Below are 24,766 nucleotides of genomic sequence, written 5' to 3'. Positions count from 1 at the left end.
TTTATTATTTTTAATAATCATAGAAAATATGATAGACTATAAGGAGATAATAAATCTAAGAGGTGCAGAATTAATGAAAAATTATTTAAATAGTCTTGATAGAAGATATAATTATATAATACTAGCTGAAAATTTTTATCTAGATGATTCTAAAGAAAAAGCAATAAAGTTTTATCAAAAAGCATTGAAATTTCCTGGAGATGAAGATGATACAATAGATATACTTTATAATATAGCTTTCATATATGATGAAATGGACAATATCAAAGAGGCGTTGAAAGCTTATAGAGAAATAACTAAGGCAGATAATAAAGAAGCTGGAGCGTATTATGGGATGGCAACTCTTTATGAGAGATTAGGTGAAAAAAGAAGGGCATTAGAAAACTACTTTAAAGCAGCAGAAATAAATCCTGAATATGATAGAGCTTATTTTTACATAGCCAATATATTTGATGAAATAGGTGAAAAAGAAAAAGCTATAAAGTTCTATAAAAAAGTAATTGAATTAGTTCCAGAAGATTATATTGCATATAACAATCTAGGAAGTATATTTGAAGAATTAAATGATTATCATAAAGCTTATGAAATGGTAAAAAAAAGCATTGATATTAATCCAAATTATTATAAGGCATTATTTAATATGGGTGTAATACAAAAAAAGTTAAAAAATCTTAAGAAAGCAGTAGAATACTATAATAAATCCATTAATGAGAATAACACATATCCTTATTCATTTTTAAATAAATCTGTTATTTATATTGAACAAGGAAGAATAAAAGGAGCCATAGATGTATTAACAGAAGGAATTGAATATAACCCATATGCAGAGTATTTATATTATAATAGGGCTTGCTGTTATGCAAAATTAAACAAGAAAGATGAAGCATTTAATGATCTTAGAAAAGCGATATTGCTTTATCCTGATTTCATAAATATAATGAAAGAAGATTCGGATTTAGAAAATCTATATGATGATGAGAGGTTTAAAGATTTATTGAACAAAATAGAAAAAATAAAGTAATAAATTAGAAAAGGAGTATGGTTAATATGGTAATAATAAAGACTAGAGAAGAAATAGAAAATATGAGAAAAGCTGGCGAAATATTAGCAAGTTGTCATAAGGAAATTGCAAAAATAATAAAGCCAGGTATAACTACATATGAAATAGACCAATTTACAGAGGAGTTTCTAAAAAAACACAATGCAACTCCAGAACAAAAAGGATATCAGGGCTATCCTTTTGCAACATGTGCTTCTGTAAATGATGAAATATGCCATGGTTTTCCAAACAAAAAACCACTAAAAGACGGAGATATAGTTACAATCGATATGGTGGTTAACTTGAATGGATGGTTAGCAGATTCAGCTTGGTCTTATGGAGTTGGAAATGTTTCCCCTAAGGTAAATGAACTTTTAGAAGTTACTAAGGAATCACTTTATATTGGAATTGAGAAAGCTGTAATAGGGAATAGAATTGGAGATATTTCTCATGCTGTTCAGACTTATGTAGAGTCTAAAGGTTTTTCAGTTGTAAGGGATTTTGTTGGTCATGGAATAGGAAGAGATATGCACGAAGACCCTCAAGTACCTCATTTTGGTCGTCCAGGGAGAGGACTTAGACTTATGGAAGGAATGGTAATTACTATTGAACCTATGGTTAACATGGGAACATATAAATGTAAAGTTGATGATAATGGTTGGACTGCTAGAACAACAGATGGAAAACTTTCAGCTCAATACGAGCATACACTAGCAATAACTAAAGATGGTCCTATAATTATAACACAACAATAGATAAGGGGCGGTTTTAACCGTCCCTTTGTGTTGTAAATAATTTATTGGAATACTTGTTGACTTTATTATATAATAAGAAAGAAACAAATGTTTTTTAGGATGGTGAAAATATGGATTATACAAGTGGGCTAAATGATAGACAGAAGGAAGCCGTTCTTTATGGAGAAGGGCCTTTACTTATTTTAGCGGGAGCAGGAAGTGGTAAGACTAGAGTTTTAACTCATAGGATTGCTTATTTAATAGAGGAAAAGGATGTACTTCCATACAATATCTTAGCTATTACTTTTACTAATAAGGCTGCTAATGAGATGAAGGAAAGGGTTGGTAGTCTTATAGGAGATAAATTAGATGATTTGTGGATAGGTACTTTTCACTCTATATGTGTTAGGATTCTTAGAATGAATATTGAGAAATTAGGTTATAGTAGTAGTTTTGTAATATATGATAGTTATGATCAAAAGACTGTAGTAAAAGAATGTATCAAGGAATTAAACTTAGATAAGGACACATATAAGGAAAGAAGCATTCTAAGCACTATTAGTTCACTCAAGAATACAATGGTAAAACCGGATGAGTATATAAATGAAAACTATGGAAACTTCTACAATAGAAATGTTGGTGAAATCTTTGCTTTATATGAGAAAAAGTTAAAAAACAACAATGCTTTGGATTTTGATGATTTAATACTTAAGGCTATAGATTTACTAAAAGGCTATTCAGATGTACTTGAATACTATCAAAAAAAGTTTAGATATATATTTGTAGATGAATATCAAGATACGAACAAGGCTCAATATGAATTGGTGAAACTATTATCACAAAAGTATAAGAACCTATGTGTTGTTGGAGATGATGATCAATGCGTACTAAAAGGTTCTAAAATTACTACAACAAGAGGTAAAATTCCTATAGAAGATTTAAAGGAAAATGATAAGATTTATTCAGCATCTGGTAGAGGAGAAATATTAGAAGGTACTGTTGATAAAATAATGAAGAAAGAGTATCAGGGCCCTATAATAAGGATAAAAACTAAATCAGGAAAAATAATTAAAACTACTCCAAATCATATTATGTTTGGTAAACTTAATCCAGAACCAGGTGTATACTATGTTTATTTGATGTATAGAAGAGATAAGGGATACAGAATAGGCATGACTCAAGGAGTGAGATCACGAGATAGGGAAATAGTAAATGGTCTTATGGTTAGATTGAATCAGGAACATGGGGATAGGTCATGGATTCTTAAAACATGCAAAAGCAAAGAAGAAGCAGCATTTTATGAACAATTATTTTCTATGAAATATCAAATACCTACTTCGGTTTTTCAAGTTGCAAGTAGAAATATGACTTTAGGACAGGATTATATAGATAAATTATTTGATGAAATAGATACTAGAAAAAATGTAGTTAAGCTAATGGAGGATTTATTATTATTTGAAGAATACCCACACCATAGACCAAATGGTGTTATAAGAGGACAAACTGCAAGGAGAATTGTAAATTTATCTTTCTTTAGTGGAAAAAAAACTGGCGAAAAATTAGGATGGTATAGTCATAGAATACAATTTAATACAAGTGGTGACGAATTAAAAGATAATGTTGTAAGTGCAAATTTTCCTGTAAGAGCTGGGAAAAGAGAAACTTGGAGGGTGGAGACGGAAAGAGTAGATTATGATGAGGCAGTTGAATATAGCAAAAAATTAGAACAGTTAGAAGAAGATATCGAAGTTGTGAAAAGAGCTAGATTAACTGAAGATATTTACTTTACTTATATGCCTGCATCTCATATAAGGCCTAATATGAGTATTCCAGTATATGAAGATGGGAAAATATTAGAAGATATAGTTGAGGAAACTTCATTAGAAAAATATAGTGGATTTGTATATGATATTTCAGTTCCTAATTTTAGACAATATATTTGTGAAGATATTGTAATTCATAACTCCATATACGGGTGGAGGGGTGCTGATATTTCTAATATATTGAATTTTGAAAAGGATTTTGCAAATACAAAAATAATAAAATTAGAACAAAATTATCGTTCTACAAAAAATATATTAGATGTAGCTAATTCAGTTATTAAAAATAATTTTGAGAGAAAAGACAAAGCTCTTTGGACTTCTAATGATAAGGGAAGACAAGTAGTAGTTAAAATGGCAAATGATGAAAGAGAAGAAGGGGATTTTGTAGCTTGTAAAATTGAAGAGTTAATAAAAAGTGAAGGATTTAAACCTAGTGATTTTGCTATTTTATATAGAACCAATGCTCAGTCTCGTATTTTTGAGGAAATTTTCATGAGAAGAAGTATCCCCTACAAAATAGTTGGAGGAGTAAAGTTCTATGACAGAAAAGAAGTAAAGGATGTTATTTCTTATTTAAGACTTGTTCAAAATCCACTAGATGATGTGTCTCTAAAGAGGATTATAAATGTTCCTAAAAGAGGCATAGGAAATGCAACTATTGAAAAAGTAGAACAATATGCTTCTCTAAGAGGAGAAAGCTTATACAGTGCATTATTAGATGTAGGAGAAATACCAGGATTATCAAAAAGAGCGGAAAACAATCTTAGTGATTTCACTACTATGATAAATAAATTTTTAGCTATGAAGGAGATTTTGGGATTAAAGGATTTTGTTGAAGAAGTGGTAAATGGTACTGGATATATTAAAGAACTAGTAGCGGAAGATACAATCGAATCTAATACTAGAATAGAGAACTTAAAAGAATTTATCTCTGTTGCAGTAGATTTTGAATTCAAAAATCCAGAGGGAACTCTTGAAGATTTCCTAGGAAATATTTCACTTCTTTCTGATGTGGACAAGACTGAAGATGATTTAGAATCTGTTACACTATTGACTGTTCATAGCGCCAAAGGATTAGAGTTTCCTGTTGTATTTCTTGTTGGTATGGAGGAAGGTTTATTTCCTATTGCAAGGGCGTTAGATGTAGAAAGTGAATTGGAAGAAGAGAGAAGACTTTGTTATGTGGCTATCACAAGAGCAGAAAAACAATTATTTATATCTTATGCAAATATGAGAACTATATATGGTAATACTAATTATTGTAGATTTTCTAGATTTTTGGAGGAAATTCCTAAAGAATTAATCAATATGGAAGATGAAAAAGAAGAAACTAGTAAAAAGGATTTGATTGTAAAGCATTTTTCTAGAAAAAATGATAATATTAAAAATACAAATGTAGATGTTAAAGATGTTAGTGTTGGTACAAAAGTAAAACATAAGATGTGGGGTGTAGGTACTGTAGTTCAAACAGTAGATAGAGGTGGAGATATGGAGTTGGTTGTAGCTTTTGAAGAAAAGGGAATAAAGAAGCTTCTTTTATCCTTAGCACCTATAGAAATAATATAAGGAGGTTGTTAAATGGATAAAATTGAAAGGATCAAAGAACTTATAGAAATTCTTGATGATTTAAACTACCACTATTATACATTAGATGATCCGAAAGTAAGTGATGTTGAGTATGATAGGCTTTATGACGAGTTAGTAGATTTAGAAAAGGAAACAGGGAAGATTTTTCCCTATTCACCTACTCAAAGAGTAGGTGGAGAACCATTAGAAAAGTTTGAAAAACATATTCATATAAATCAACTTTGGAGTTTAGATAAAAGTCAAAGTATTGGAGAATTAAAAAACTGGGACAGCAGAATTAAAAGATTAATTGAAGAGTACAATCAAAACAATACAGAAAAATTACCTCTTCCTACTTATGTTACAGAGTATAAGTTTGATGGATTAACTATCAATCTTACCTATGAAAATGGTGAACTAATACAAGGAGCCACTAGAGGAAATGGTATAGTTGGTGAGGCTATATTACCTCAATTAAAAACTATAAAAACTATTCCTCTAAAGATTCCTTTTAAAGGTAAGATTGAAATTCAAGGAGAAGGCCTTATGCCTTTAAAAGCCTTAGAGAACTACAACCAAATCAGCTCTGAACCACTTAAAAACGCTAGAAATGCTGCTGCCGGAGCATTGAGAAATCTTGATCCAAAGGAGACAAAGAGAAGAAATCTTATAGCTTATTGTTACAATGTTGGATATATAGAAGGAAAAGAGTTTTCTACACATATGGAGATGCTTAAGTTCTTAGAAGACAATAAATTACCTGTAAATAATTATAGAGTTGTTTGCAATACAATGGAAGAAGTAATTGAAGAGATTGACAAAATAGATATAGAAAGAAAAGTTCTAGACGTTCTAACAGATGGGGTAGTAATTAAGCTAAATGACATGAGAACAAGGGAAGTACTTGGATATACTCAAAAGTTTCCACGCTGGGCTATAGCTTATAAATTTGAGGCAGAAGAAACAACTACTAAGCTATTAAGTGTAGAATGGAATGTGGGGAGGACTGGAAAGGTTACACCTACAGCAATTTTAGAACCAGTGGAAATAGGAGGCGCAACAGTAAAGAGGGCAACACTAAACAACTGGGATGATATACTTAGAAAAAAAGTACAGTTAAATTCTAGAGTACTAATAAGAAGATCTAATGAGGTAATTCCTGAGATTATGGGAGTTATGGATACAGATGATGAAACTCAGCCTATAGAGAAGCCAGAATATTGTCCCGCTTGCGGAAGTGAATTGGTACAGGATGGGGTTCATATATTTTGTCCTAATTCATTATCCTGCAAACCTCAATTAGTTTCTAGAATGGTTCATTTTGCAAGTAGAGATGCTATGAACATTGAAGGCTTCAATGAAAAAACTGCTGAAAAGCTTTTTGAAGAATTAAATTTGACAGATATCCCTGAAATATATGAGCTTAAATATGATGACTTAATTAATTTAGAAGGTTTCAAAGAAAAGAAGACTAACAATTTACTTAATGCTATTGAAAAGAGCAAAGAAACTAATTTAGCTTCATTTATATATGCTCTAGGTGTTCCGAATGTAGGAATAAAAACCGCTAAGGATTTAGCAAATCATTATAAATCATTAGAATACATTAAGAATGCTAAACACGAAGAACTAATTACTATACCTGATATTGGAGATGTAATAGCAAATAGCATTATAGAATTTTTCCATGACTCTAAGATATTAGAAAGTATAGAGAAACTTTTAAATGAAGGAGTGAATCCTGTTTATGAAGAAGATGATACTGTAGGTGAAAGTTTCTTTAGTGGGAAAACTGTGGTTATAACAGGAACTATAGAAGGAATTTCAAGAGCTGAAATAAAAGAAAAAATAGAGAAAATGGGTGGAAAAGTCACAGGAAGTGTAAGCAGTAAGACGGATTATGTAATAGTTGGAGAATCTCCTGGTTCAAAATATGAAAAGGCATTAAGTTTAGGAATTGAAATAATAGATTCAGTAAGGCTTATGGAGTTGATTTAATTTGATTTTATCAATGCATAAGTGATAAAATAGTTCATAAATAGAATTTGTTATGTGAAGGAGGATTGCAATGATTTCAAAGGATGATGTAAAACATATAGCTTATCTTTCAAAGTTAAAATTTAGCGAAGAGGAAATAGTTGATTTTACCAATAAATTTTCTCAAATAGTTGAGTATGTAGATAAATTAAGTGAAGTTGATACAGAAAACATAGATTCAACTTACCAAATTAGTGAAGAGTATCAATTTATGAGAGAAGATGAAATTAAGGAAAGTCTTTCTAGAGAAGAAGCACTTTTAAATGCTCCAGATAGTCAATTTGGATATTTCAAACTACCTAAAGTATTAGAATAGAGAGGTGAGTATATTGGATTTAACAAAATTATCAGCTATTGAACTAAGACAAAAGCTTATTGATAAAGAAGTATCAAGTGTAGAAATAGTAAAGAGTCACATAAAAAAAATAGAAGAAATGGAGAGTTCTATTGGAGCTTTTATAACCACCAATGGTGAAGAAGCATTAAAAACCGCAGAATTAGTAGATAAAAAGATTGCTAACAATGAGGAAATTGGTTACCTAGCAGGTATTCCAATAGGAATCAAAGACAATATTGTGACTAATGGTATAAAAACTACTTGTGGTTCAAAGATGTTAGAAAACTTTGTACCCCCTTATGATGCTACAGTTATAGAAAAGATAAAAGGTGAAGATGGAATAATCATAGGAAAGACCAATATGGATGAGTTTGCTATGGGTTCTTCTACTGAGACTTCATATTTTAAAGTGACAAAAAATCCTCATGATTTAGAGAGAGTTCCTGGAGGTTCAAGTGGTGGCTCAGCAGCAGCAGTTGCTTCATTTGAAGTGCCATTATCATTGGGATCAGAAACAGGAGGTTCTGTTAGAGAGCCAGCAAGTTTCTGTGGTATAGTAGGGATAAAGCCTACATATGGATTAGTTTCTAGATATGGATTGATTGCATTTGCATCTAGTTTAGATCAAATAGGTACTTTTGGAAGAAATGTTTCAGATGCAGCTTTACTATTAAATGCAATATCTGGACTTGATAGAAGAGATTCTACATCTGTTTCCAAAGAGAAAATCGACTATACAAAAGCAACAGTTGAAGGTATAAAAGGTATGAGATTGGCATTACCTAAGGAATATTTTGGTGAAGGCATAGATAAAAGTGTAAAAGAAAGAGTTTATAATGCTGTAAAAGTGTTAGAAAGCTTAGGCGCAGAGATTGAGGAAATTTCACTACCTTATACAGACTATGCTCTTTCCTGTTATTATCTAATATCTACTTCTGAGGCAAGCTCTAATTTAGCTAGATTAGATGGAGTAAGATATGGATATAGAGCAGAAAAATATGATGATTTAGAAGAATTATATATAAATTCTAGAACAGAATCATTTGGTGAAGAAGTAAAGAGAAGAATTATGCTTGGAACTTATGCATTGAGTAGTGGGTATTATGATGCGTACTATGAAAAGGCTCAAAAAGTAAGAACTCTTATTAAAAGAGATTTTGATAAGACATTTGAAAAATTTGATGCTATTATTTCTCCTACAGCACCAATACTACCATTTAGAATTGGAGAAAAGACGGATGATCCTCTAGCTATGTATATGTCTGACATCCTTACAGTATCTGTAAATTTAGCTGGAGTATGTGCATTATCAGTTCCATGTGGTTTTGTAGAAGGGCTACCTGTAGGTCTTCAATTAATTGGGAATAGATTTGAAGAAGAAAAAATAATTAAACTAGCCTATAACTATGAGAGAAACAGAGGTGATATAAATGGCTTATAAAACCATAATAGGACTTGAAATACATTGTGAACTAATGACTAATTCAAAAATATTTTGTAGTTGTACTACAGAGTTTGGTGGAGAAGCAAATACTCACTGTTGCCCTGTATGTTTAGGTCTTCCAGGTGCACTTCCAGTTATAAATAAAAAAGTAGTTGAATATGGTATAAAAGCAGGACTTGCTTTTAACTCAAAAATTGCAAGAGAAACTAAAATGGATAGAAAGAATTATTTTTATCCTGATTTAGTTAAGGGATATCAAATATCTCAATATGATATTCCTCTATGTGATGGAGGATATATTGAAATAGAAAATGAAAATGGACCTAAGACTATAAGATTAATTCGAATTCATATAGAAGAAGATACTGGAAAATCAATTCACTCAGAAGATGGAGGTTCTCTACTTGATTTCAACAGAAGTGGAGTACCACTGATTGAGATAGTTACACAGCCAGATATGAACTCTCCAGAGGAAGCAAGAGAGTTTCTTGAAAAGTTAAAAGCTACTTTAAGATATATTGAAGTTTCTGACTGCAAGATGGAAGAAGGTTCTCTAAGATGTGATGTGAATATCAATGTAGTTGACGAAGAAACAGGAGTTAGAACAACTATTACAGAACTAAAGAATCTAAACTCATTTAAAGCAGCAGTAAAAGCTATGGAATATGAGGAAAAAAGGCATATTGCTCTTCTTAAAGAGGGAAAAGATGCAGTTAGAGAGACTAGAAGATGGGATGAAGTAAAAAATGAAACAATAGTTATGAGAACAAAGGAAGATGCTGCAGATTATAGATATTTTCCTGAACCAGATTTAGTTAAGATGAAAATAGAAGAAGAATGGATTGAAACAATTAAAAAGAACTTACCTGAACTACCTCAAGACAAAAAAGAAAGATTTATAAAGGAATATGATTTACCTGAATACGATGCAGGAGTTTTAACTCAAACAAAAGAATTGGCTAATTTCTATGAAGAAACAGTTAAATACGTAAATGATCCAAAACAGGTAAGTAACTGGGTAATGGGAGATGTTTTAAGAAGATTAAAAGATGAAGAAATAGAAGCAGAAGACTTAACCTTAAAGCCAAAAGACTTAGCTGAACTTATAATTCTTATACAAGATGGCAAGATAAGCAATAATATAGGCAAAAAAGTTTTAAAGGATATGTTTGAATCAGGAAAATCAGCAAGTACTATAGTTAAAGAAAAAGGCCTAATTCAAATAAGTGATGAAGGAGAACTTAAAACAATTATAGAAAAAGTAATTAGTGAAAATGAACAATCTGTAACAGATTATCATAATGGTAAGGATAGAGCGTTAGGATTTTTAGTTGGCCAAGTAATGAAAGCTACTAGAGGTAAGGCTAATCCCCAACTTGTGAATAAATTGGTACTTGAAATAATAGAGAAAAAATGATAAACTATACAATGATATTACAATTTTTTAATAGAATTTTAACAAAGATTTAATTGTAAAAATCAGTATTTTTATATATTATTAGAAATAAGAATATATTGTGAACAATTAAAACTTTCTGAAAATTATATTTGTATTTAAATAGGGTTTGCTCAATCTTCAAATAGAAGTGGGGAAACCCTTTAATTAAATTTATATATTGAAGGAAAGGAGGGTTTGGAATTTTCTTAATAATCAAATAAGATTAAATTTTCACAATAATACAATTTTATGGAGGTGTTTATATGCTCAAGTATACTTTAAAAAGAATAGGGGTAGCTATTATTACTCTTTGGGTTATAGTAACTGTTACATTCTTTTTAATGCGTGCAATACCAGGGGATCCTTTCACTGATCAAAAGAGAATCCAACCAGAAATCATGGAAAAACTTAAGAAAAAATATGGTTTAGATAAACCTTTAATAGTGCAATATGGAACATATCTTAAGAATTTATTAAAAGGTGATTTAGGGGATTCAATGAAATATAAAAATAGGTCTGTTAATGACATTATAGAAGAAGGTTTTGCAGTTTCAGCCAAAGTAGGAATGATGTCTTTAGCTTTGGGAGCAATAGTAGGAATAACTTTTGGAATAATAGCTGCACTTCAGCGGGGTAAATTTTTTGATTACTTTGTAATAATTATAGCTGTTATCGGGGTATCAGTACCAAGTTTTGTATTTGCTGCATTATTGCAATATTTCTTTGGGGTAAAATTACAATGGCTTCCAGTTGCTAGATGGGGAACGCCAGCTCACTATGTAATGCCGGTTCTTGCACTAGGTCTTAGACAAATAGCTTATATTGCTAGGATGATGAGGACAAGTATGTTAGATGTTTTGAGTCAAGACTATGTAAGAACAGCTAAGGCAAAGGGACTTTCTAGAGCAGCTGTTACTTGGAAACATACAATTAGAAATGCAATACTACCGATAGTAACTATATTAGGTGTTTCAATTGCTGGAGTTGTTGTAGGGTCCTTTGTTATAGAGAATATATTTGCTATACCTGGAATTGGTAAGCATTTTGTACAGAGTATAACCCACCAAGACTATACTCTTATCATGGGAACCACAATATTTTATGCAATTATTTTAATAGTGATGATGTTTATTGTAGATATTGTATATGGTTTAGTAGATCCAAGAATAAGGCTTGATTAAGGGGGGAAGGAAATGTCTAATGTTAAAACAACTGAAGTTCAACAAGTACAATTTACCAAAGATATGTTTGAAATAATAGGTAAAGATAAAGCTAGCTATGATAAAATTGTAAGACCAAGTCTTACTTATTGGGCAGATGCTTGGAGAAGGCTTAAAGAAAATAAATTGGCAATTGTAAGCCTTATTATATTATTAGCAGTTGTAGTTATGGCATTTTTAGGACCTAAGATGAGACCTTGGGAATATGATTTTCAAGATTTTTCTGCTATAAATAAGGGGCCAAGTGCTGAGCACTGGTTTGGTACAGACGAACTTGGTAGAGATATATTTGTAAGATGTTGGGAAGGTGCAAAAGTATCTCTGTTTGTTGCATTAGTTTCAACAATAATAAATGTAACTATAGGTATTTTATATGGTGGTATATCTGGCTATTTAGGTGGCCGAACAGATATGATTATGATGCGTTTTATAGAGATTATATATTCAATACCTGAATTACTATGGGTAATATTATTAATGGTAGTATTAGGGCAAGGGCTTGGTACAATTATTATTGCATTATCTATTACAGGTTGGGGTGGTATGGCTAGACTTGTAAGAGGGCAAGTTCTTCAATTAAAGCAGATGGAGTTTGTTCTTGCTGCAAAGACTTTAGGAGCAGATACTTCAAGAATTATTACAAAGCATTTAATTCCAAATACTATGGGACCAATATTAATTAATTTAAATTTCCAAGTACCAGGGGCAATATTTACAGAAGCAATGTTAAGTTATATTGGATTAGGAATACCTGAACCATATGCTAGTTGGGGTACACTTGCTCAAAGAGGTACTAGAATGCTTCTAATACATCCTTATCAATTGTTTTTCCCTGCATTACTAATATGTATAACCATGTTGGCTTTTAATATCTTAGGAGACGGTCTAAGAGATTCCCTAGACCCAAGGCTAAGGAAATAAGGAGGGAATAAAATGGATAATGAAAAATTACTGCTACAGGTAGATAATTTACATGTGTCTTTTGACACTTATGCAGGGGAAGTAAAAGCAGTTAGAGGCGTATCCTTTCATGTAAATAGAGGAGAAACTTTAGCGATAGTAGGAGAATCTGGTTGTGGAAAGTCAGTTACTGCTCAGACAGTAATGCAATTAATACCAATGCCACCAGGAAGAATAAAGGAAGGGAATATATTTTTTGAAGGTAACAATTTAGTGAAATATAGCGATAAAGAGATGGAAGCTGTAAGAGGTAAGGATATAAGTATGATATTTCAAGATCCTATGACTTCACTTAATCCAACTATGAAAGTTGGAAAGCAAATAATGGAAGGACTTATAAAGCATCAACATTTATCTAAAGCTGAAGCAAAGGAAAGAGCTGTAGAAATGCTTAAATTAGTTGGATTACCAACGCCAGAAAAACGTGCTAATCAATACCCCCATGAGTTTAGTGGTGGTATGAGACAAAGAGCTATGATAGCTATAGCATTAGCATGTAATCCAAAGTTGTTAATTGCTGATGAACCAACTACTGCTTTAGATGTTACTATTCAAGCTCAGATAATGGAACTTATGAAAGAACTTCAAATAAAACTCGATACTGCAATAATACTAATAACTCATGATTTAGGAGTTGTTGCAAAGGTATCTGATAGGATAGCGGTTATGTATGCAGGAGTAATTGTTGAAAGCGGCACTAGTGACGAAATATTCCATGATCCTAAACATCCTTATACTTGGGGACTTTTAAAATCAGTTCCAAGGCTCGATAGAAAACAAAAAGAAAGGCTTATACCAATATATGGTACTCCACCGGATTTATTTGCACCACCTCCAGGATGTCCATTTGCGCCTAGATGTGATTATGCAATGACTATATGTAAAGATTATCATCCTAATAGATTTAATATAACTGATTCCCATTACTCACATTGTTGGTTACATCATGAGTTGGCACCAAAGGTAGACAATGATTTGGTAAAAGGAGGTGCAAATTAGTTATGGAAGAAAAAAAGACTTTAATTGATGTAAAAAATTTAAAAAAATATTTTAATGTAGGAGGAGGTCTTTCATTAAAGGCAGTAGATGATATTACTTTTTATATAAGAGAAGGAGAAACCCTTGGTCTTGTAGGAGAATCAGGATGTGGTAAGTCTACTGTAGGCAGGACCATTATAGGCTTATATGAAGCAACTGACGGTGAAGTAATTTTTGATGATATGAATATTGCACAATTAAAAAAGGACGAGAAAAAAGAATTTGCACGTATGGCACAGATGATATTTCAAGACCCTTATGCTTCTCTTAACCCAAGAATGACAGTTACTGATATAGTAGGTGAAGGTATTGATATTCATGGTTTGTATGAGGGAAAAGAGAGACAGAAAAGGATTTATGAATTATTAGAGATAGTAGGACTTAGTAGAGAACATGCCAGTCGTTTTCCACACGAGTTTAGTGGAGGACAAAGACAACGTATAGGAATTGCAAGGGCATTAGCTATTGAACCAAAATTTATAGTATGTGATGAGCCTATTTCAGCTCTTGATGTATCTATACAAGCTCAGGTAGTTAATCTTCTTGAGGATTTGCAGGAGGAACTTGGGTTGACGTATTTGTTTATAGCCCATGATTTAAGTATGGTTAAGCATATTTCAGATAGGATTGCTGTTATGTATTTAGGTGCACTAGTTGAAAAGGCAGTGAGTCATGAATTATATGACCATCCACTACATCCATATACTCAAGCACTACTTTCAGCAGTACCTATTGCTGATCCAGCTATAGAGAGAACAAGAAAGAGAATTATTCTTGAAGGGGATGTACCAAGTCCAATTAATCCACCACCTGGATGCAAATTCCAAGGTAGATGTAGTTATGCGGAAGATATATGCAGAAAAGAAACACCTGAATTAAGGGAAGTAAAACCAGAACACTTTGTTGCTTGTCATTTGGTTAAATAAAGTATAAAAATAAGTAATGTAAATGGTAAATATAACATAAATATAGAATATGTATTACTTTAACTTGACAATATATTAAATATTCTTTATAATTTCATTAAATTAATTAAACAAAAACAAACATAATAATAATGAAAAGAAATAAGTGTAAAAAAAATGTCGATAATTAATTACTTTTTATTATTAATTATTTGCAAAAATGAAGGAATTTTCAAAATTATATAGAATAGTTTAAATAGTAAGAAAATTAAATCGGGAGGTGATTCCTTTATAATTATTAAGGACCATATTTATAATAAATTATAAATGATAAGGGGGAAAGCTTCATGAGAAAGCACAAATGGTTAGTGTTTTTACTAGTATTATCTATGGTATTATCATTGGCTTTGACTGGTTGTGGTAAAGAAAATGATCCTGCACCAGTAGATACAGAAGGTGGGGAAGAAGAAGCACCAGATACAGAAGAAGGCGAAAAATTAGCAGATGAGCAAGTTTTAAAATTAAACTGGGGTGCAGAACCACCAGATTTAGATCCACAGACTACAACTGACTCCGTTTCTATTGAAATCCTTACTGCTTGTTATGAAGGACTTGTAAGATTAAATCCAGATGGAACTGTAGGTGAAGGACTTGCAGAAAGTTGGGATGTAAGTGATGATGAAACAGTTTATACTTTCCATTTAAGAGATGCAAATTGGTCAGATGGAACGCCAATAACTGCTTATGACTTTGAATTCGCATGGTTTAGAGCTATCGATCCAGATGTAGCAGCTCAATATTCATACCAATTGACAGATACAGCAGGAATCAAAGGGGCAGCTGCATTCTTTAATGGTGAGACTACAGATAAGGAAACTGTAGGTATTAAGGCTATCGATGATAAGACTTTCGAAGTTACACTAGAAAGACCAGTACCATTTTTCCTAAGTCTAACTTCATTTGTAACATTTGTACCTGCACAAAAAGCTGCAGTTGAAAAATTCGGTGATGAATTTGCTTCAGCTCCTGACAAAATGGTTTACAGTGGTCCATTTGTTATAAGTGAGTGGCAACACGAACAAAAATTAAACCTTAAGAAAAATGAAAACTATTGGGATGCTAAAAGTGTAAAACTTGAAGAAGTACAAGGTGATATGATTGTAGATAGTAATACTGCTATCAATCTATATGAAAGTGATGACCTTGATATAACTTCAGTTCCAGCAGAATTTATTGATAGATATAAGAACGAATCTGAATTCCAAAGTTTTGCAGATGCACTTACTTGGTATTTACAATTTAACTGTGAAGATAAATACACAAGCAATCAAAACTTAAGATTTGCATTAGCATATGCTATAGATTCAGAATCTTTTGTTAACAATGTATTAGCAAATGGTTCACTTGTAGCTGGCGGATTATGTCCACCATTACTACCAGGTAAAGATGGGAAAGAATTTGCTGAAAATCGTGGATTTGTAATTCCAAAACATGATGCAGCAAAAGCAAAAGAATATTTTGATAAAGCACTAGAAGAATTAGGTGCAACTAAAGAACAAGTTGAGGATCATTTATCATTCTTAACAGGTGAATCAGATAATGCTAAGAAATATGCAGCAGCTATTCAAAGTATGTGGAAACAAAATCTTGGTATAGAAGTTAAAATTGAAGCAGTTGCATTTAAGATTCGTTTAGACAAATACAATCAAAAAGATTATACTACTACTTTAGCTGGTTGGAGTGGAGACTATAATGATCCACTAACATTTATGGACTTGTTTGTAACTGATGGTGGTAACAATGATGCTTATTGGAGCAATGCAAAATATGACGCTGCTATCAAGAACGCTATTGAAGGTGACGGGGATGAAAGAATTGATGCTATGATTGAAGCTGAAAATGTATTGGCAGAAGAACTTCCTATATTCCCTATCTATGTTCCAGCAAGAAACATAATGCAAAAAAGCAAAGTTAGAGATGTTGCTAGATTCCCAGTTGGATCAGATTTAGATTTGAAATGGGCATATATAGTAGAAGAATAATATATTTTTAATAAGGCCTATCAGTAATTGATAGGCCTCTATTTGGTTTTATAGCATATTATTTAACTTTATTGGAGAAGTAAAAGGTAGATAATTAATATTACATTATGGTTACAAAACCCCTATTTAGTTGACATAACAAATATAGTAATGATATAAATTATTTAAGAAGATTATAATTTAGTAGAAAACTGTAGAAAGGGGCAAAAGTTATGAAGAAAGTGAAGATAGTATTTACCCTTCTAGTAGTTTTTTTATTGTTTAGTTCCAATTCCTTTGCGGCTTCTAAGTACAGTTATACTACCATGAATTTCGATGGTAGAACTCAGAAGGTACGAACTGTACCAGTGTTAATTGACGGCAAATCTGTTAGTTCTGACATACCTTCTTTTATCTATAAAGACAGTACATTGGTACCTGTAAGGTTTGTTGCAAATGGACTAGGAGCAGAAGTGAAGTGGAACCAAAAGAATAAAACAGTTACAGTAATAGACAAGGGAAAAGAAGTAGTACTAGGTATAGAAAGTCCAAATGTATACATAAACGGACAAAAACAAAAATTACCTAAAAACACACCACCGCCTAAACTAGTAAATGATTCAAGAACTATGGTTCCTATAAGATTTATTTCTGAAACACTTGGCTATAGTGTAGCTTGGGATAATAATAGAGGGATTGTTAACATCAAAAGTGGAAGTAGTGAGAACGAAGCTGAAATAAACAATATCAGCATAGAAACTGAAACAGATAATCTTCTTAAAATAAAAATTTCAGGTTCTAGTTCTTTCAAGTATGAGAAAATGAATCTTGAATATCCACCAAGGCTAGTTATTGACATTCCCAATTCCAAATTAAATCTTAAGAATCAAGGTAATGGTGATGGTTCTGGAATAGTAAATATTCCAGTGGGACAAGATCCTATAAAACAAATAAGCACTTCTCAGTTTTCAGTTAATCCAAATGTAACTAGAGTAGTGATTCATTTGACAGAAGATATAAAGTATAATATTGATCAATCTGGTGATGGAAAAAACTTAGAAATTTCATTTCCGACTTCACAAGTTCCATCAACTCCAGTAGTTAAACCTATTGAACCAGTACAACCAACACAACCAGTAAAACCAGTGCAGCCTTCAAACAAATTTTTAGATATTAAAATAGAAAATGTTAATGGAGAAGATGCTATTGTAATATATAATAGTACTATCCCTAAAACAAATAATTTCAAAATGACTAATCCAAATAGAATGGTAATAGACATTTTAGATTCTACAATTGATTTAGATAAACAAAAAAATTACAATTATGATTTGGGAATTGTAAAAGGCGTAAGGGTTTCTCAATTTTCTTTAGAGGATAAAATTGTGCGAGCTGTAATTGATATTAAAGATGGAGTTAGTAAAGAAAATGTCAATGTAAAATCTGAAGGAAATAGAATAATTATTATACCAGAGAAAAATGCTTGGGAAGGAATAGATTTTTCTAAAGTTGATAGTGAGAGAAAATTAATAATTAGTGCATTAAACGATACTAATTATAGTGTGAATTATGATTCGGTAAAAAAGACTATGGAGATCATGGTCCCCTTAGAAAATGTAAAACTTAATAATGGCACTTTAAATATTGGAGACAATCTTATTGACAATATAGTTATTGGAGAAGAACTAGGCTATAAAAAAGTAGTAGTTAATTTTAAAAGAAGTGTTATATACAATGTAATATCTAGGGAAATTGACAATAAAATAGCTATAACATTTGTAAGAAATCAAGATGTATCACCTAGTGAAAGACTGATAGCTATAGACCCTGGACATGGTGGTTCTGACCCTGGTGCTTGCTATGGTGCACAGGAAAAAGAAGTAACTATCAGTATTTCTCATAAATTAAATGATAGATTAAAATCATTGGGATATAATACTATAATGACAAGAAGTGATGACTCTTATAAGGGATTATATGAGAGGACAGACATTGCAAATAATAATAATGCTGACATATTTATTAGTATTCATTCTAATGCAAATAATAATAGAAATGCTTCAGGTTTAGAGACATTATATCACCCAAGTAAATCAGAAGGTGATGGTAGTAGTCTTGATTTAGCAAAGATGATACAAGAAGAAGTAATTAAGACTACTGGATTTAAGGATAGGAGTATAGTAGAACGACCTAAATTAGCAGTGCTTAGAACATCTCATATGCCTGCAGCTCTTATAGAAGTAGGTTTTATAAGTAATCAAGGAGATCAAGCACTTATAACAAATAGCGAGTTTCAAGATAAGGTTGTAGATGGTATAGTTAAAGCTATAGAAAGATATTTCAAAGAGTATTAATAAGACAGGGACAATTCCCTGTCTTGTTTTGCAAAACATAGGAATTATCCTTGTATAAAGACTTTGTTATAAGGTATACTTAATAAAGTCTTTATTATTATTTTATAGGGAGGTATTAAGATGGATTTGTTTTTAGGGTATTTATTGATTTTTTTCGCTAGAATAGTGGATGTTTCAATGGCAACAGTAAGAACACTAATGGTAGTGCAAGGAAGAAAAGTTCAAGCCGCATTAATAGGTTTTTTTGAGGTTATTGTTTATGTAATAGCCTTAGGAAAAGTTGTTAGTGGATTAAGCAATCCAGGAAATTTACTTGCTTATGCATTGGGATTTGCATGTGGAAACTTTGTAGGTATAAGTATAGAGGAGAAAATTGCACTAGGAAATTTATCTGCTCAGGTTATAACTAGTAGTGATAAAAATGAAAAACTAGTAAATGAATTACGTGATAATGGTTTTGGTGTTACAGTTTTAAAAGGATATGGCAAAGAAGGTACAAGAGATATATTAAATATTACTTTAAAAAGAAAAGATTTAACAGGATTAAGACAAATACTTAATCAGTATGACGAAAATGCATTTATAACAGTTAGTAGTACAAAGCCAATAAGTGGAGGTTATTTTTCAACTATAAAAAAGAAATAATCATAGTATCTTCTACTCTCTAATATAATATATTAGAAAAGCTAAGGGGGGTAGGGGATGAAAATAAAAAGGTTTCTTTGTATAGTACTTATATTATGTATAGGAATTAGTTTATACGGATGTAAAAAGAAGAGTTTTCTAAGTAATTTATTTTCAAAGGATGACGATATAGAAATAATTAGAAGCGATGAAGAGAATGTTGATGTAACTGAAGATGATGGACTAAGAAATACAGTACTCTATTTTCAAAATGGTGAAGGTTTTTTAGTTCCTGTTATGAGGAAGATACCATGGGAAGAGGGAATTGCAAAATTAGCACTTAAGAATATGACTGATAATCCTTCTTTAAGGGAAAATTTAGCTTCCACAGGTCTTATTCCAGTTATTCCTCCTGGAACAATCGTTAAGGGTATGACTATCGATGCCGATACAGGTATTTGCAAAGTTGATTTTTCTCAAGAATTTCTAAATTATCAAACGGAAGCAGATGAAGAAAATTTGATTAAAGGGGTAGTGTATACTCTTACAGAGTTTCCAGCAATTAGGGAAGTAAATATACTTGTTGAGGGTAAGGCATTAGATTCTCTAAAATATGGTACTGAGATAAATCAACCACTTAGAAGAGAAGCTATTAATTTAGTGAAAGGTGATGGGGAATATAGGTCAAAAGTTGTGGTATATTTTAAGGGCAATGACAATGAGGAATTTGAGTATTTTGTTCCTGTGACTATTCCTACATTGGCTCCAATGCCAAATGTATTTACAGCTCTTGAAGAATTATTCAAAGGAGCTCCTTCAGATATAAATCTTTACTCAAGCATCCCATCTGAAGCCAATCTACAGGGAGTAGAAGTTAGAGAAGGAGTGGCCTATGTAGATTTATCATTTGCTTCTCTAGATGAGGCTAATGAAAGATATATATTAGATGAAATATATAAAAGTGTAGGACTTACACTAAGTCAGTTTGAAGATATAGAAAAGGTTGAAATGTTGATAGAAGGAAAAACATTAAAAGAAGCTGGTATAGAATATGAACTAAATGAGTCTATACCTGTTTTTGCAAATGAATATTAAGTCAAGTGAGTCAGTGAGTCAGGGGACGGTCCCTTGACTCACTGACTTGTATAAATCCTCAAATTTTGTCAATACTCCTTTTGAAGGAGGGATTTAGATGAAAAAGGGGATTTTTTCAGCTTTGATAATATTTTGTTTATTGTTTTCAGTTTATACCATGGTTTTTTCTCAAGGAAATTACAATAAAATTGATGTATCTTTTAAAGATACGGTATTGGTTGGTAAGGGAGGTAAGTTTGATTTAAAGGGTGAGACATTTTATTATAATAACAAGCTATATGCTCCTGTTTCAACAATGGTGAAAGTAATTGATGGAGAAGGATTATTAAATGAAAAGAAAAATGAAATATCCTTAAGGACTTATAAGGATATTCCTGAGTGTAATCCATCAAATGGAGAAATATTTGTTTATGGAATTCTAATGAGCATTGATTTTCAAAATAGAGAGTTAGGAATTGAACAGTATCTTGATGATAACAGTACAAAGATATCATCAAGATTAAAAGTAAGAGATGATGTAGTAATTATTTTAGAGAGAAATAATAACAAGATGAATATAGATTTTAAAGATTTAAATGTAAATGATAAAGTCGGAATAATATTTGATAGATTTGGTTTGGTAAGGGGTATAATAATGTCAAAATGAGTAAAGGGTTGTCCCTTTTCTTATATAATAAACATATTAGGAGGGATTTAGATGGCAAATGAAGTATTCAAAGGTACTGCAAAATTATCAAAAGGTATGAAAGTAGAATGTACAGCAAGAGATCACAAAATAATTATGGATGAACCAAAAGAATTAGGTGGTACAGATGAAGGTATGAATCCTATAGAAGCGTTACTATGTGCATTAGGTGGATGTAAATGTATAGTAGCTAGTTGTTACGCAAGAGCTAAAAGAATTGACCTTCAAGAGATTTGGATAGAAGTAGAAGGAGTATTAGACCCAGATGGATTTATGGGTAAGAATAAAGATGTAAAAGTAGGTTTACAGTCCATAACATCTAAAATACACATAAAATCAAGTTCTCCTAAAGAAGATATAGAAAAATTTGTTGAATTTATAGATAGAACATGTCCTGTAGCTGATACATTGGAAAAATCACCAGAACTTATTACAGAGATTATATATGAATAGAATAATATAAAAATATTGGGCTAAGCCCAATATTTTTTATTTAAACTTTATTACTTAAATATATCAATTAAAGAAAGAGGTTTAGTGTGATCTTTGTAGCAATGCTTTTAATAAAAATATAAAAAAGTGATAATTTTTCATTACAATATAAATTTATGATATAATTGAATTGTAATTCAAAAGCAAGGGGGAGAAAACATGAATATTAATGAAAGAATTTCATCATTGAGGAAACTAATGGCTGAAAAGGGTATAGATGCTTATATCATACCTACCTATGATGCTCATCAAAGTGAATACGTAGGGGATCATTGGAAGAGTAGAATATGGATATCTGGATTTACAGGTTCAGCTGGAACTGTAGTTGTAACTAAAGATGCTGCAGGTCTTTGGACTGATGGTAGATATTTCATACAAGCAGCAAGCCAAATAGCAAATAGTGAAATAAAGCTTTTCAAAATGGGCATACCAGGAGTCCCTTCTTATATGGATTGGCTAAAGGACAATTTATCAGAAGGTGAAACTATTGGTTTTGATGGAAAGGTATTTCCACAATCAGATGTAAAACAAATGGAAGAAAAAGTTTCTTATAAGAATATTAAATTAGTTCATGAATATGATTTTATAGGTGAACTATGGGAAGATAGACCAGCACTTCCAATGGATAAAATTTTTGTACATGATGTAAAATATACTGGAAAAACTGCTAAGGAAAAGTTAGATGATGTAAGAGAAAAGATGAATGAATTAAATGTTGATTATTTTATATTGGGAAGTTTAGATGATATAGCTTGGGTTTATAATATTAGAGGAAAAGATGTAGAGTCAAATCCTGTGGTTACTTCCTATGCTCTTATTTCTAAAGATAGTGCATACTTATTTGTTCATGGTGAAAAAGTTCCAACAGAAGTAAAAGGATATTTAAATGATAATGGTATAGAGCTTAAAGAATATGATGATGTAAGAAAAACTGTTGAAGGCATTAAAGAAAATAGTAGGGTATTCATAGACCCAAGTAGAATCAATAGTTGGCTATATAGTGGTATTCCAAAATCATGTGTGATTGTTGAAGGAAGAAATATAACAACTGATTTAAAAGCAGTTAAAAATAATGTTGAAATAGAAAACCTAAAGAACTCCTACATAAAAGACGGAGTGGCATTAGTTAAATTTATGTATTGGTTAGATGAAAATATAGGAAAAACTCCTATATCAGAAATGTCAGTTGCAGAAAAGTTAATAGAGTTTAGAAGTCAGCAAAAAGATTTCATAGAACCAAGTTTTGGTACTATTGCAGGATACAAAGAACATGCTGCTATGATGCACTATAGTGCAACAGAACAATCAGATTATCAACTTAAAAAAGAAGGAATGCTTTTAATAGACTCTGGCGGACAATATCTAGATGGAACTACAGATATTACAAGAACTTTAGTATTAGGACCTATATCAGAAGAAGAAAAAAGAGATTTTACATTGACACTAAAGGGTCATGTTAATCTTATAAAGGCTAGATTCTTATATGGAGCTACTGGTTCAAATCTTGATGTATTAGCAAGATTTCCTCTATGGCAAGAAGGTATTGACTACAAATGTGGAACAGGTCACGGTGTAGGATTTTTCTTAAATGTTCATGAAGGTCCACATAGAATTTCTCCAGCTCCAAACAAAGTAGTATTAGATGAAGGTATGGTAATAACTATCGAACCAGGAGTATATAAAGAAGGAAAACATGGTATAAGGATAGAGAATGATGTAATAGTTAGAAAAGATATAGAAACTGATTCAGGTCAATTTATGAAATTTGAAACAATATCTTACTGTCCTATAGATTTAGACGGAATTGATGTAAATATGTTAGATGAAAGTGAAAGAGCATGGTTAAATAACTACCATGAAGAAGTTTATAACAAGCTTTCACCATATTTAAATGAAAATGAAAAAGAATGGTTGAAAAATGAAACTAGAAATATATAAGCCCTATTTTAGGGCTTTTTTCATCCTAACAATTCTTTCAAAATTCTAGATACACAGTCATATGAATATCCTTTTCTCTGTAAAAACCCTCCTAACTTACGATAAGTAGCATTTTTATCATCTTTTTTATAAGAAGTAATTTTCTTTTTAGCTAATATCATGGCTCTTTCATATTCATCATCACAGTATTCATCTAGAACTTCATCTATTATATCCTTGGATATGCCTTTCATATATAGATCTTGTTTAATCCTGTAACTACCCCATTTATTAAGGTTTATTTTGTCACGTGCGAGGGTTTGTGCAAATCTTTTATCATTTAATAAATTTTGCCTATATAGATAGTCAACTGTATTATCAATGACATCTATTTCATAGCCTTTTTCTATCATTTTATCTCGAATTTCTTTTTCTGATCTCCATCTATAAGACAATAATTTTATAGCATAATTATTAGCTCTATCTTGTTCCTCAGCTTTTAATACATTTTCAATATATTCTTCATCAATTTCCATATTTTTTTCAAGATTATACTTATATGCAATTTCAATAGAAAGTCCAAAGGCAAATTTCTCATCTATGTATATATTGACTCTATTTACATCTCTTTGTGATTGTATTTTTGTAATTTTCATTTTAATCCCTCTTTTGTTTTGAATTTTTAGCTACTATTAGTTTAACATAATATTTACTTTGTTGATAGAATAATAGGGTGAATAGACCAATATAATACGTCTATTCACCCTATTTTCATTACTTAATCCACTGGAACTGTTGGCTTTTCTTTTATTACATCATAGAATAATATCTTACTATATCTAACCATGCCTTTTTTGAAACCTTGCATTTCTGTTAGAACTTTAAGCTCTCTTCCTGTAATTTCGATTAATTCATCTCTCATTTTTTCCCCTTTTTTGTTTTTTGCTTCACAGAAATAAATGGCATCATCTTTTAATTCTTTTACCCCAATATTTAGAGTTCTTAGCTTTTTATGAGAAACCACTAATCTCACCCCC

20 protein-coding genes are annotated in these 24,766 nt (G+C 31.3%); 18 read left to right on the top strand and 2 right to left on the bottom strand.

The features are described from left to right. The first annotated feature begins 28 nt into the window (after nt 1–28). The 18 genes from BQ9840_RS04565 to BQ9840_RS04480 all read left to right on the top strand — a co-directional run bounded on the left by BQ9840_RS04565 (nt 29) and on the right by BQ9840_RS04480 (nt 23,750). Nucleotides 29–1,021, top strand: a complete 993-nt coding sequence (locus BQ9840_RS04565; RefSeq protein ID WP_234978614.1) for a tetratricopeptide repeat protein — start codon at nt 29–31, stop codon at nt 1,019–1,021. Between the two features lie 26 nt (nt 1,022–1,047). Continuing rightward, nucleotides 1,048–1,794, top strand: coding sequence for a type I methionyl aminopeptidase (gene map / locus BQ9840_RS04560; protein ID WP_077368513.1), 747 nt, complete (start codon nt 1,048–1,050; stop codon nt 1,792–1,794). Between the two features lie 110 nt (nt 1,795–1,904). After that, complete coding sequence (locus BQ9840_RS04555) at nt 1,905–5,162, top strand: UvrD-helicase domain-containing protein (protein WP_077368511.1); 3,258 nt, start codon at nt 1,905–1,907, stop codon at nt 5,160–5,162. Nucleotides 5,163–5,174: 12 nt separating this feature from the next. Next, nucleotides 5,175–7,160, top strand: a complete 1,986-nt coding sequence (gene ligA, locus BQ9840_RS04550; protein WP_077368509.1) for an NAD-dependent DNA ligase LigA — start codon at nt 5,175–5,177, stop codon at nt 7,158–7,160. 70 nt (nt 7,161–7,230) lie between these two features. Continuing rightward, complete coding sequence (gatC, locus tag BQ9840_RS04545) at nt 7,231–7,515, top strand: Asp-tRNA(Asn)/Glu-tRNA(Gln) amidotransferase subunit GatC (protein ID WP_077368507.1); 285 nt, start codon at nt 7,231–7,233, stop codon at nt 7,513–7,515. 10 nt (nt 7,516–7,525) lie between these two features. Then, complete coding sequence (gatA, locus tag BQ9840_RS04540; protein ID WP_369800220.1) at nt 7,526–8,977, top strand: Asp-tRNA(Asn)/Glu-tRNA(Gln) amidotransferase subunit GatA; 1,452 nt, start codon at nt 7,526–7,528, stop codon at nt 8,975–8,977. Then, on the top strand, nt 8,967–10,397 hold the full coding sequence (gene gatB / locus BQ9840_RS04535; protein ID WP_077368503.1) for an Asp-tRNA(Asn)/Glu-tRNA(Gln) amidotransferase subunit GatB: 1,431 nt from the start codon (nt 8,967–8,969) through the stop codon (nt 10,395–10,397). Before gatA ends, gatB begins: the two co-directional genes overlap by 11 nt. Nucleotides 10,398–10,681: 284 nt before the next feature. Then, complete coding sequence (locus tag BQ9840_RS04530; RefSeq protein ID WP_077368501.1) at nt 10,682–11,599, top strand: ABC transporter permease; 918 nt, start codon at nt 10,682–10,684, stop codon at nt 11,597–11,599. A gap of 12 nt (nt 11,600–11,611) precedes the next feature. After that, on the top strand, nt 11,612–12,559 hold the full coding sequence (locus BQ9840_RS04525; RefSeq protein WP_077368499.1) for an ABC transporter permease: 948 nt from the start codon (nt 11,612–11,614) through the stop codon (nt 12,557–12,559). Nucleotides 12,560–12,571: 12 nt separating this feature from the next. Then, on the top strand, nt 12,572–13,597 hold the full coding sequence (locus BQ9840_RS04520; RefSeq protein WP_077368497.1) for an ABC transporter ATP-binding protein: 1,026 nt from the start codon (nt 12,572–12,574) through the stop codon (nt 13,595–13,597). Between the two features lie 2 nt (nt 13,598–13,599). Continuing rightward, nucleotides 13,600–14,562 carry an ABC transporter ATP-binding protein gene (locus BQ9840_RS04515; protein ID WP_077368495.1) on the top strand — a complete coding sequence of 321 codons (963 nt, stop codon included), beginning with the start codon at nt 13,600–13,602 and terminating at the stop codon, nt 14,560–14,562. Nucleotides 14,563–14,888: 326 nt separating this feature from the next. After that, nucleotides 14,889–16,583 carry a peptide ABC transporter substrate-binding protein gene (locus BQ9840_RS04510; protein ID WP_077368493.1) on the top strand — a complete coding sequence of 565 codons (1,695 nt, stop codon included), beginning with the start codon at nt 14,889–14,891 and terminating at the stop codon, nt 16,581–16,583. A 212-nt stretch (nt 16,584–16,795) separates the two neighbouring features. Then, nucleotides 16,796–18,916: an N-acetylmuramoyl-L-alanine amidase family protein gene (locus BQ9840_RS04505; protein ID WP_077368491.1), complete on the top strand. Its 2,121-nt coding sequence runs from the start codon at nt 16,796–16,798 to the stop codon at nt 18,914–18,916. Nucleotides 18,917–19,036: 120 nt separating this feature from the next. Beyond that, the gene (locus BQ9840_RS04500; protein ID WP_077368489.1) at nt 19,037–19,561 is read left to right on the top strand and encodes a DUF2179 domain-containing protein; all 525 of its coding nucleotides are present in this window, start codon (nt 19,037–19,039) and stop codon (nt 19,559–19,561) included. Between the two features lie 57 nt (nt 19,562–19,618). Beyond that, a complete protein-coding gene (locus tag BQ9840_RS04495; protein ID WP_077368487.1) occupies nt 19,619–20,635 on the top strand; it encodes a GerMN domain-containing protein in 1,017 nt (338 codons plus the stop codon). 97 nt (nt 20,636–20,732) lie between these two features. Continuing rightward, a complete protein-coding gene (locus tag BQ9840_RS04490; RefSeq protein WP_077368484.1) occupies nt 20,733–21,281 on the top strand; it encodes a hypothetical protein in 549 nt (182 codons plus the stop codon). Nucleotides 21,282–21,332: 51 nt separating this feature from the next. Further along, nucleotides 21,333–21,773, top strand: a complete 441-nt coding sequence (locus BQ9840_RS04485; RefSeq protein WP_077368483.1) for an OsmC family protein — start codon at nt 21,333–21,335, stop codon at nt 21,771–21,773. A 198-nt stretch (nt 21,774–21,971) separates the two neighbouring features. Beyond that, nucleotides 21,972–23,750: an aminopeptidase P family protein gene (locus BQ9840_RS04480; RefSeq protein WP_077368481.1), complete on the top strand. Its 1,779-nt coding sequence runs from the start codon at nt 21,972–21,974 to the stop codon at nt 23,748–23,750. Between the two features lie 20 nt (nt 23,751–23,770). On the opposite strand, the gene BQ9840_RS04475 is transcribed toward BQ9840_RS04480, so the two are convergent. Together BQ9840_RS04475 and BQ9840_RS04470 are read right to left on the bottom strand one after the other, a co-directional pair. Further along, nucleotides 23,771–24,385 (bottom strand): regulatory protein RecX, encoded by a 615-nt coding sequence (locus tag BQ9840_RS04475; RefSeq protein WP_077368479.1) that lies wholly within the window; start codon nt 24,383–24,385, stop codon nt 23,771–23,773. 122 nt (nt 24,386–24,507) lie between these two features. Continuing rightward, on the bottom strand, nt 24,508–24,753 hold the full coding sequence (locus BQ9840_RS04470) for a hypothetical protein (RefSeq protein WP_077368477.1): 246 nt from the start codon (nt 24,751–24,753) through the stop codon (nt 24,508–24,510). Nucleotides 24,754–24,766: the final 13 nt, after the last annotated feature.

It is taken from the genome of Anaerosalibacter sp. Marseille-P3206, assembly GCF_900155565.1.
In the GTDB taxonomy this organism is placed as follows: domain Bacteria; phylum Bacillota; class Clostridia; order Tissierellales; family Sporanaerobacteraceae; genus FUHM01.
Note: the sequence above shows the minus strand (reverse complement) of the source record. Positions and strands in the feature narration are given on the sequence as shown.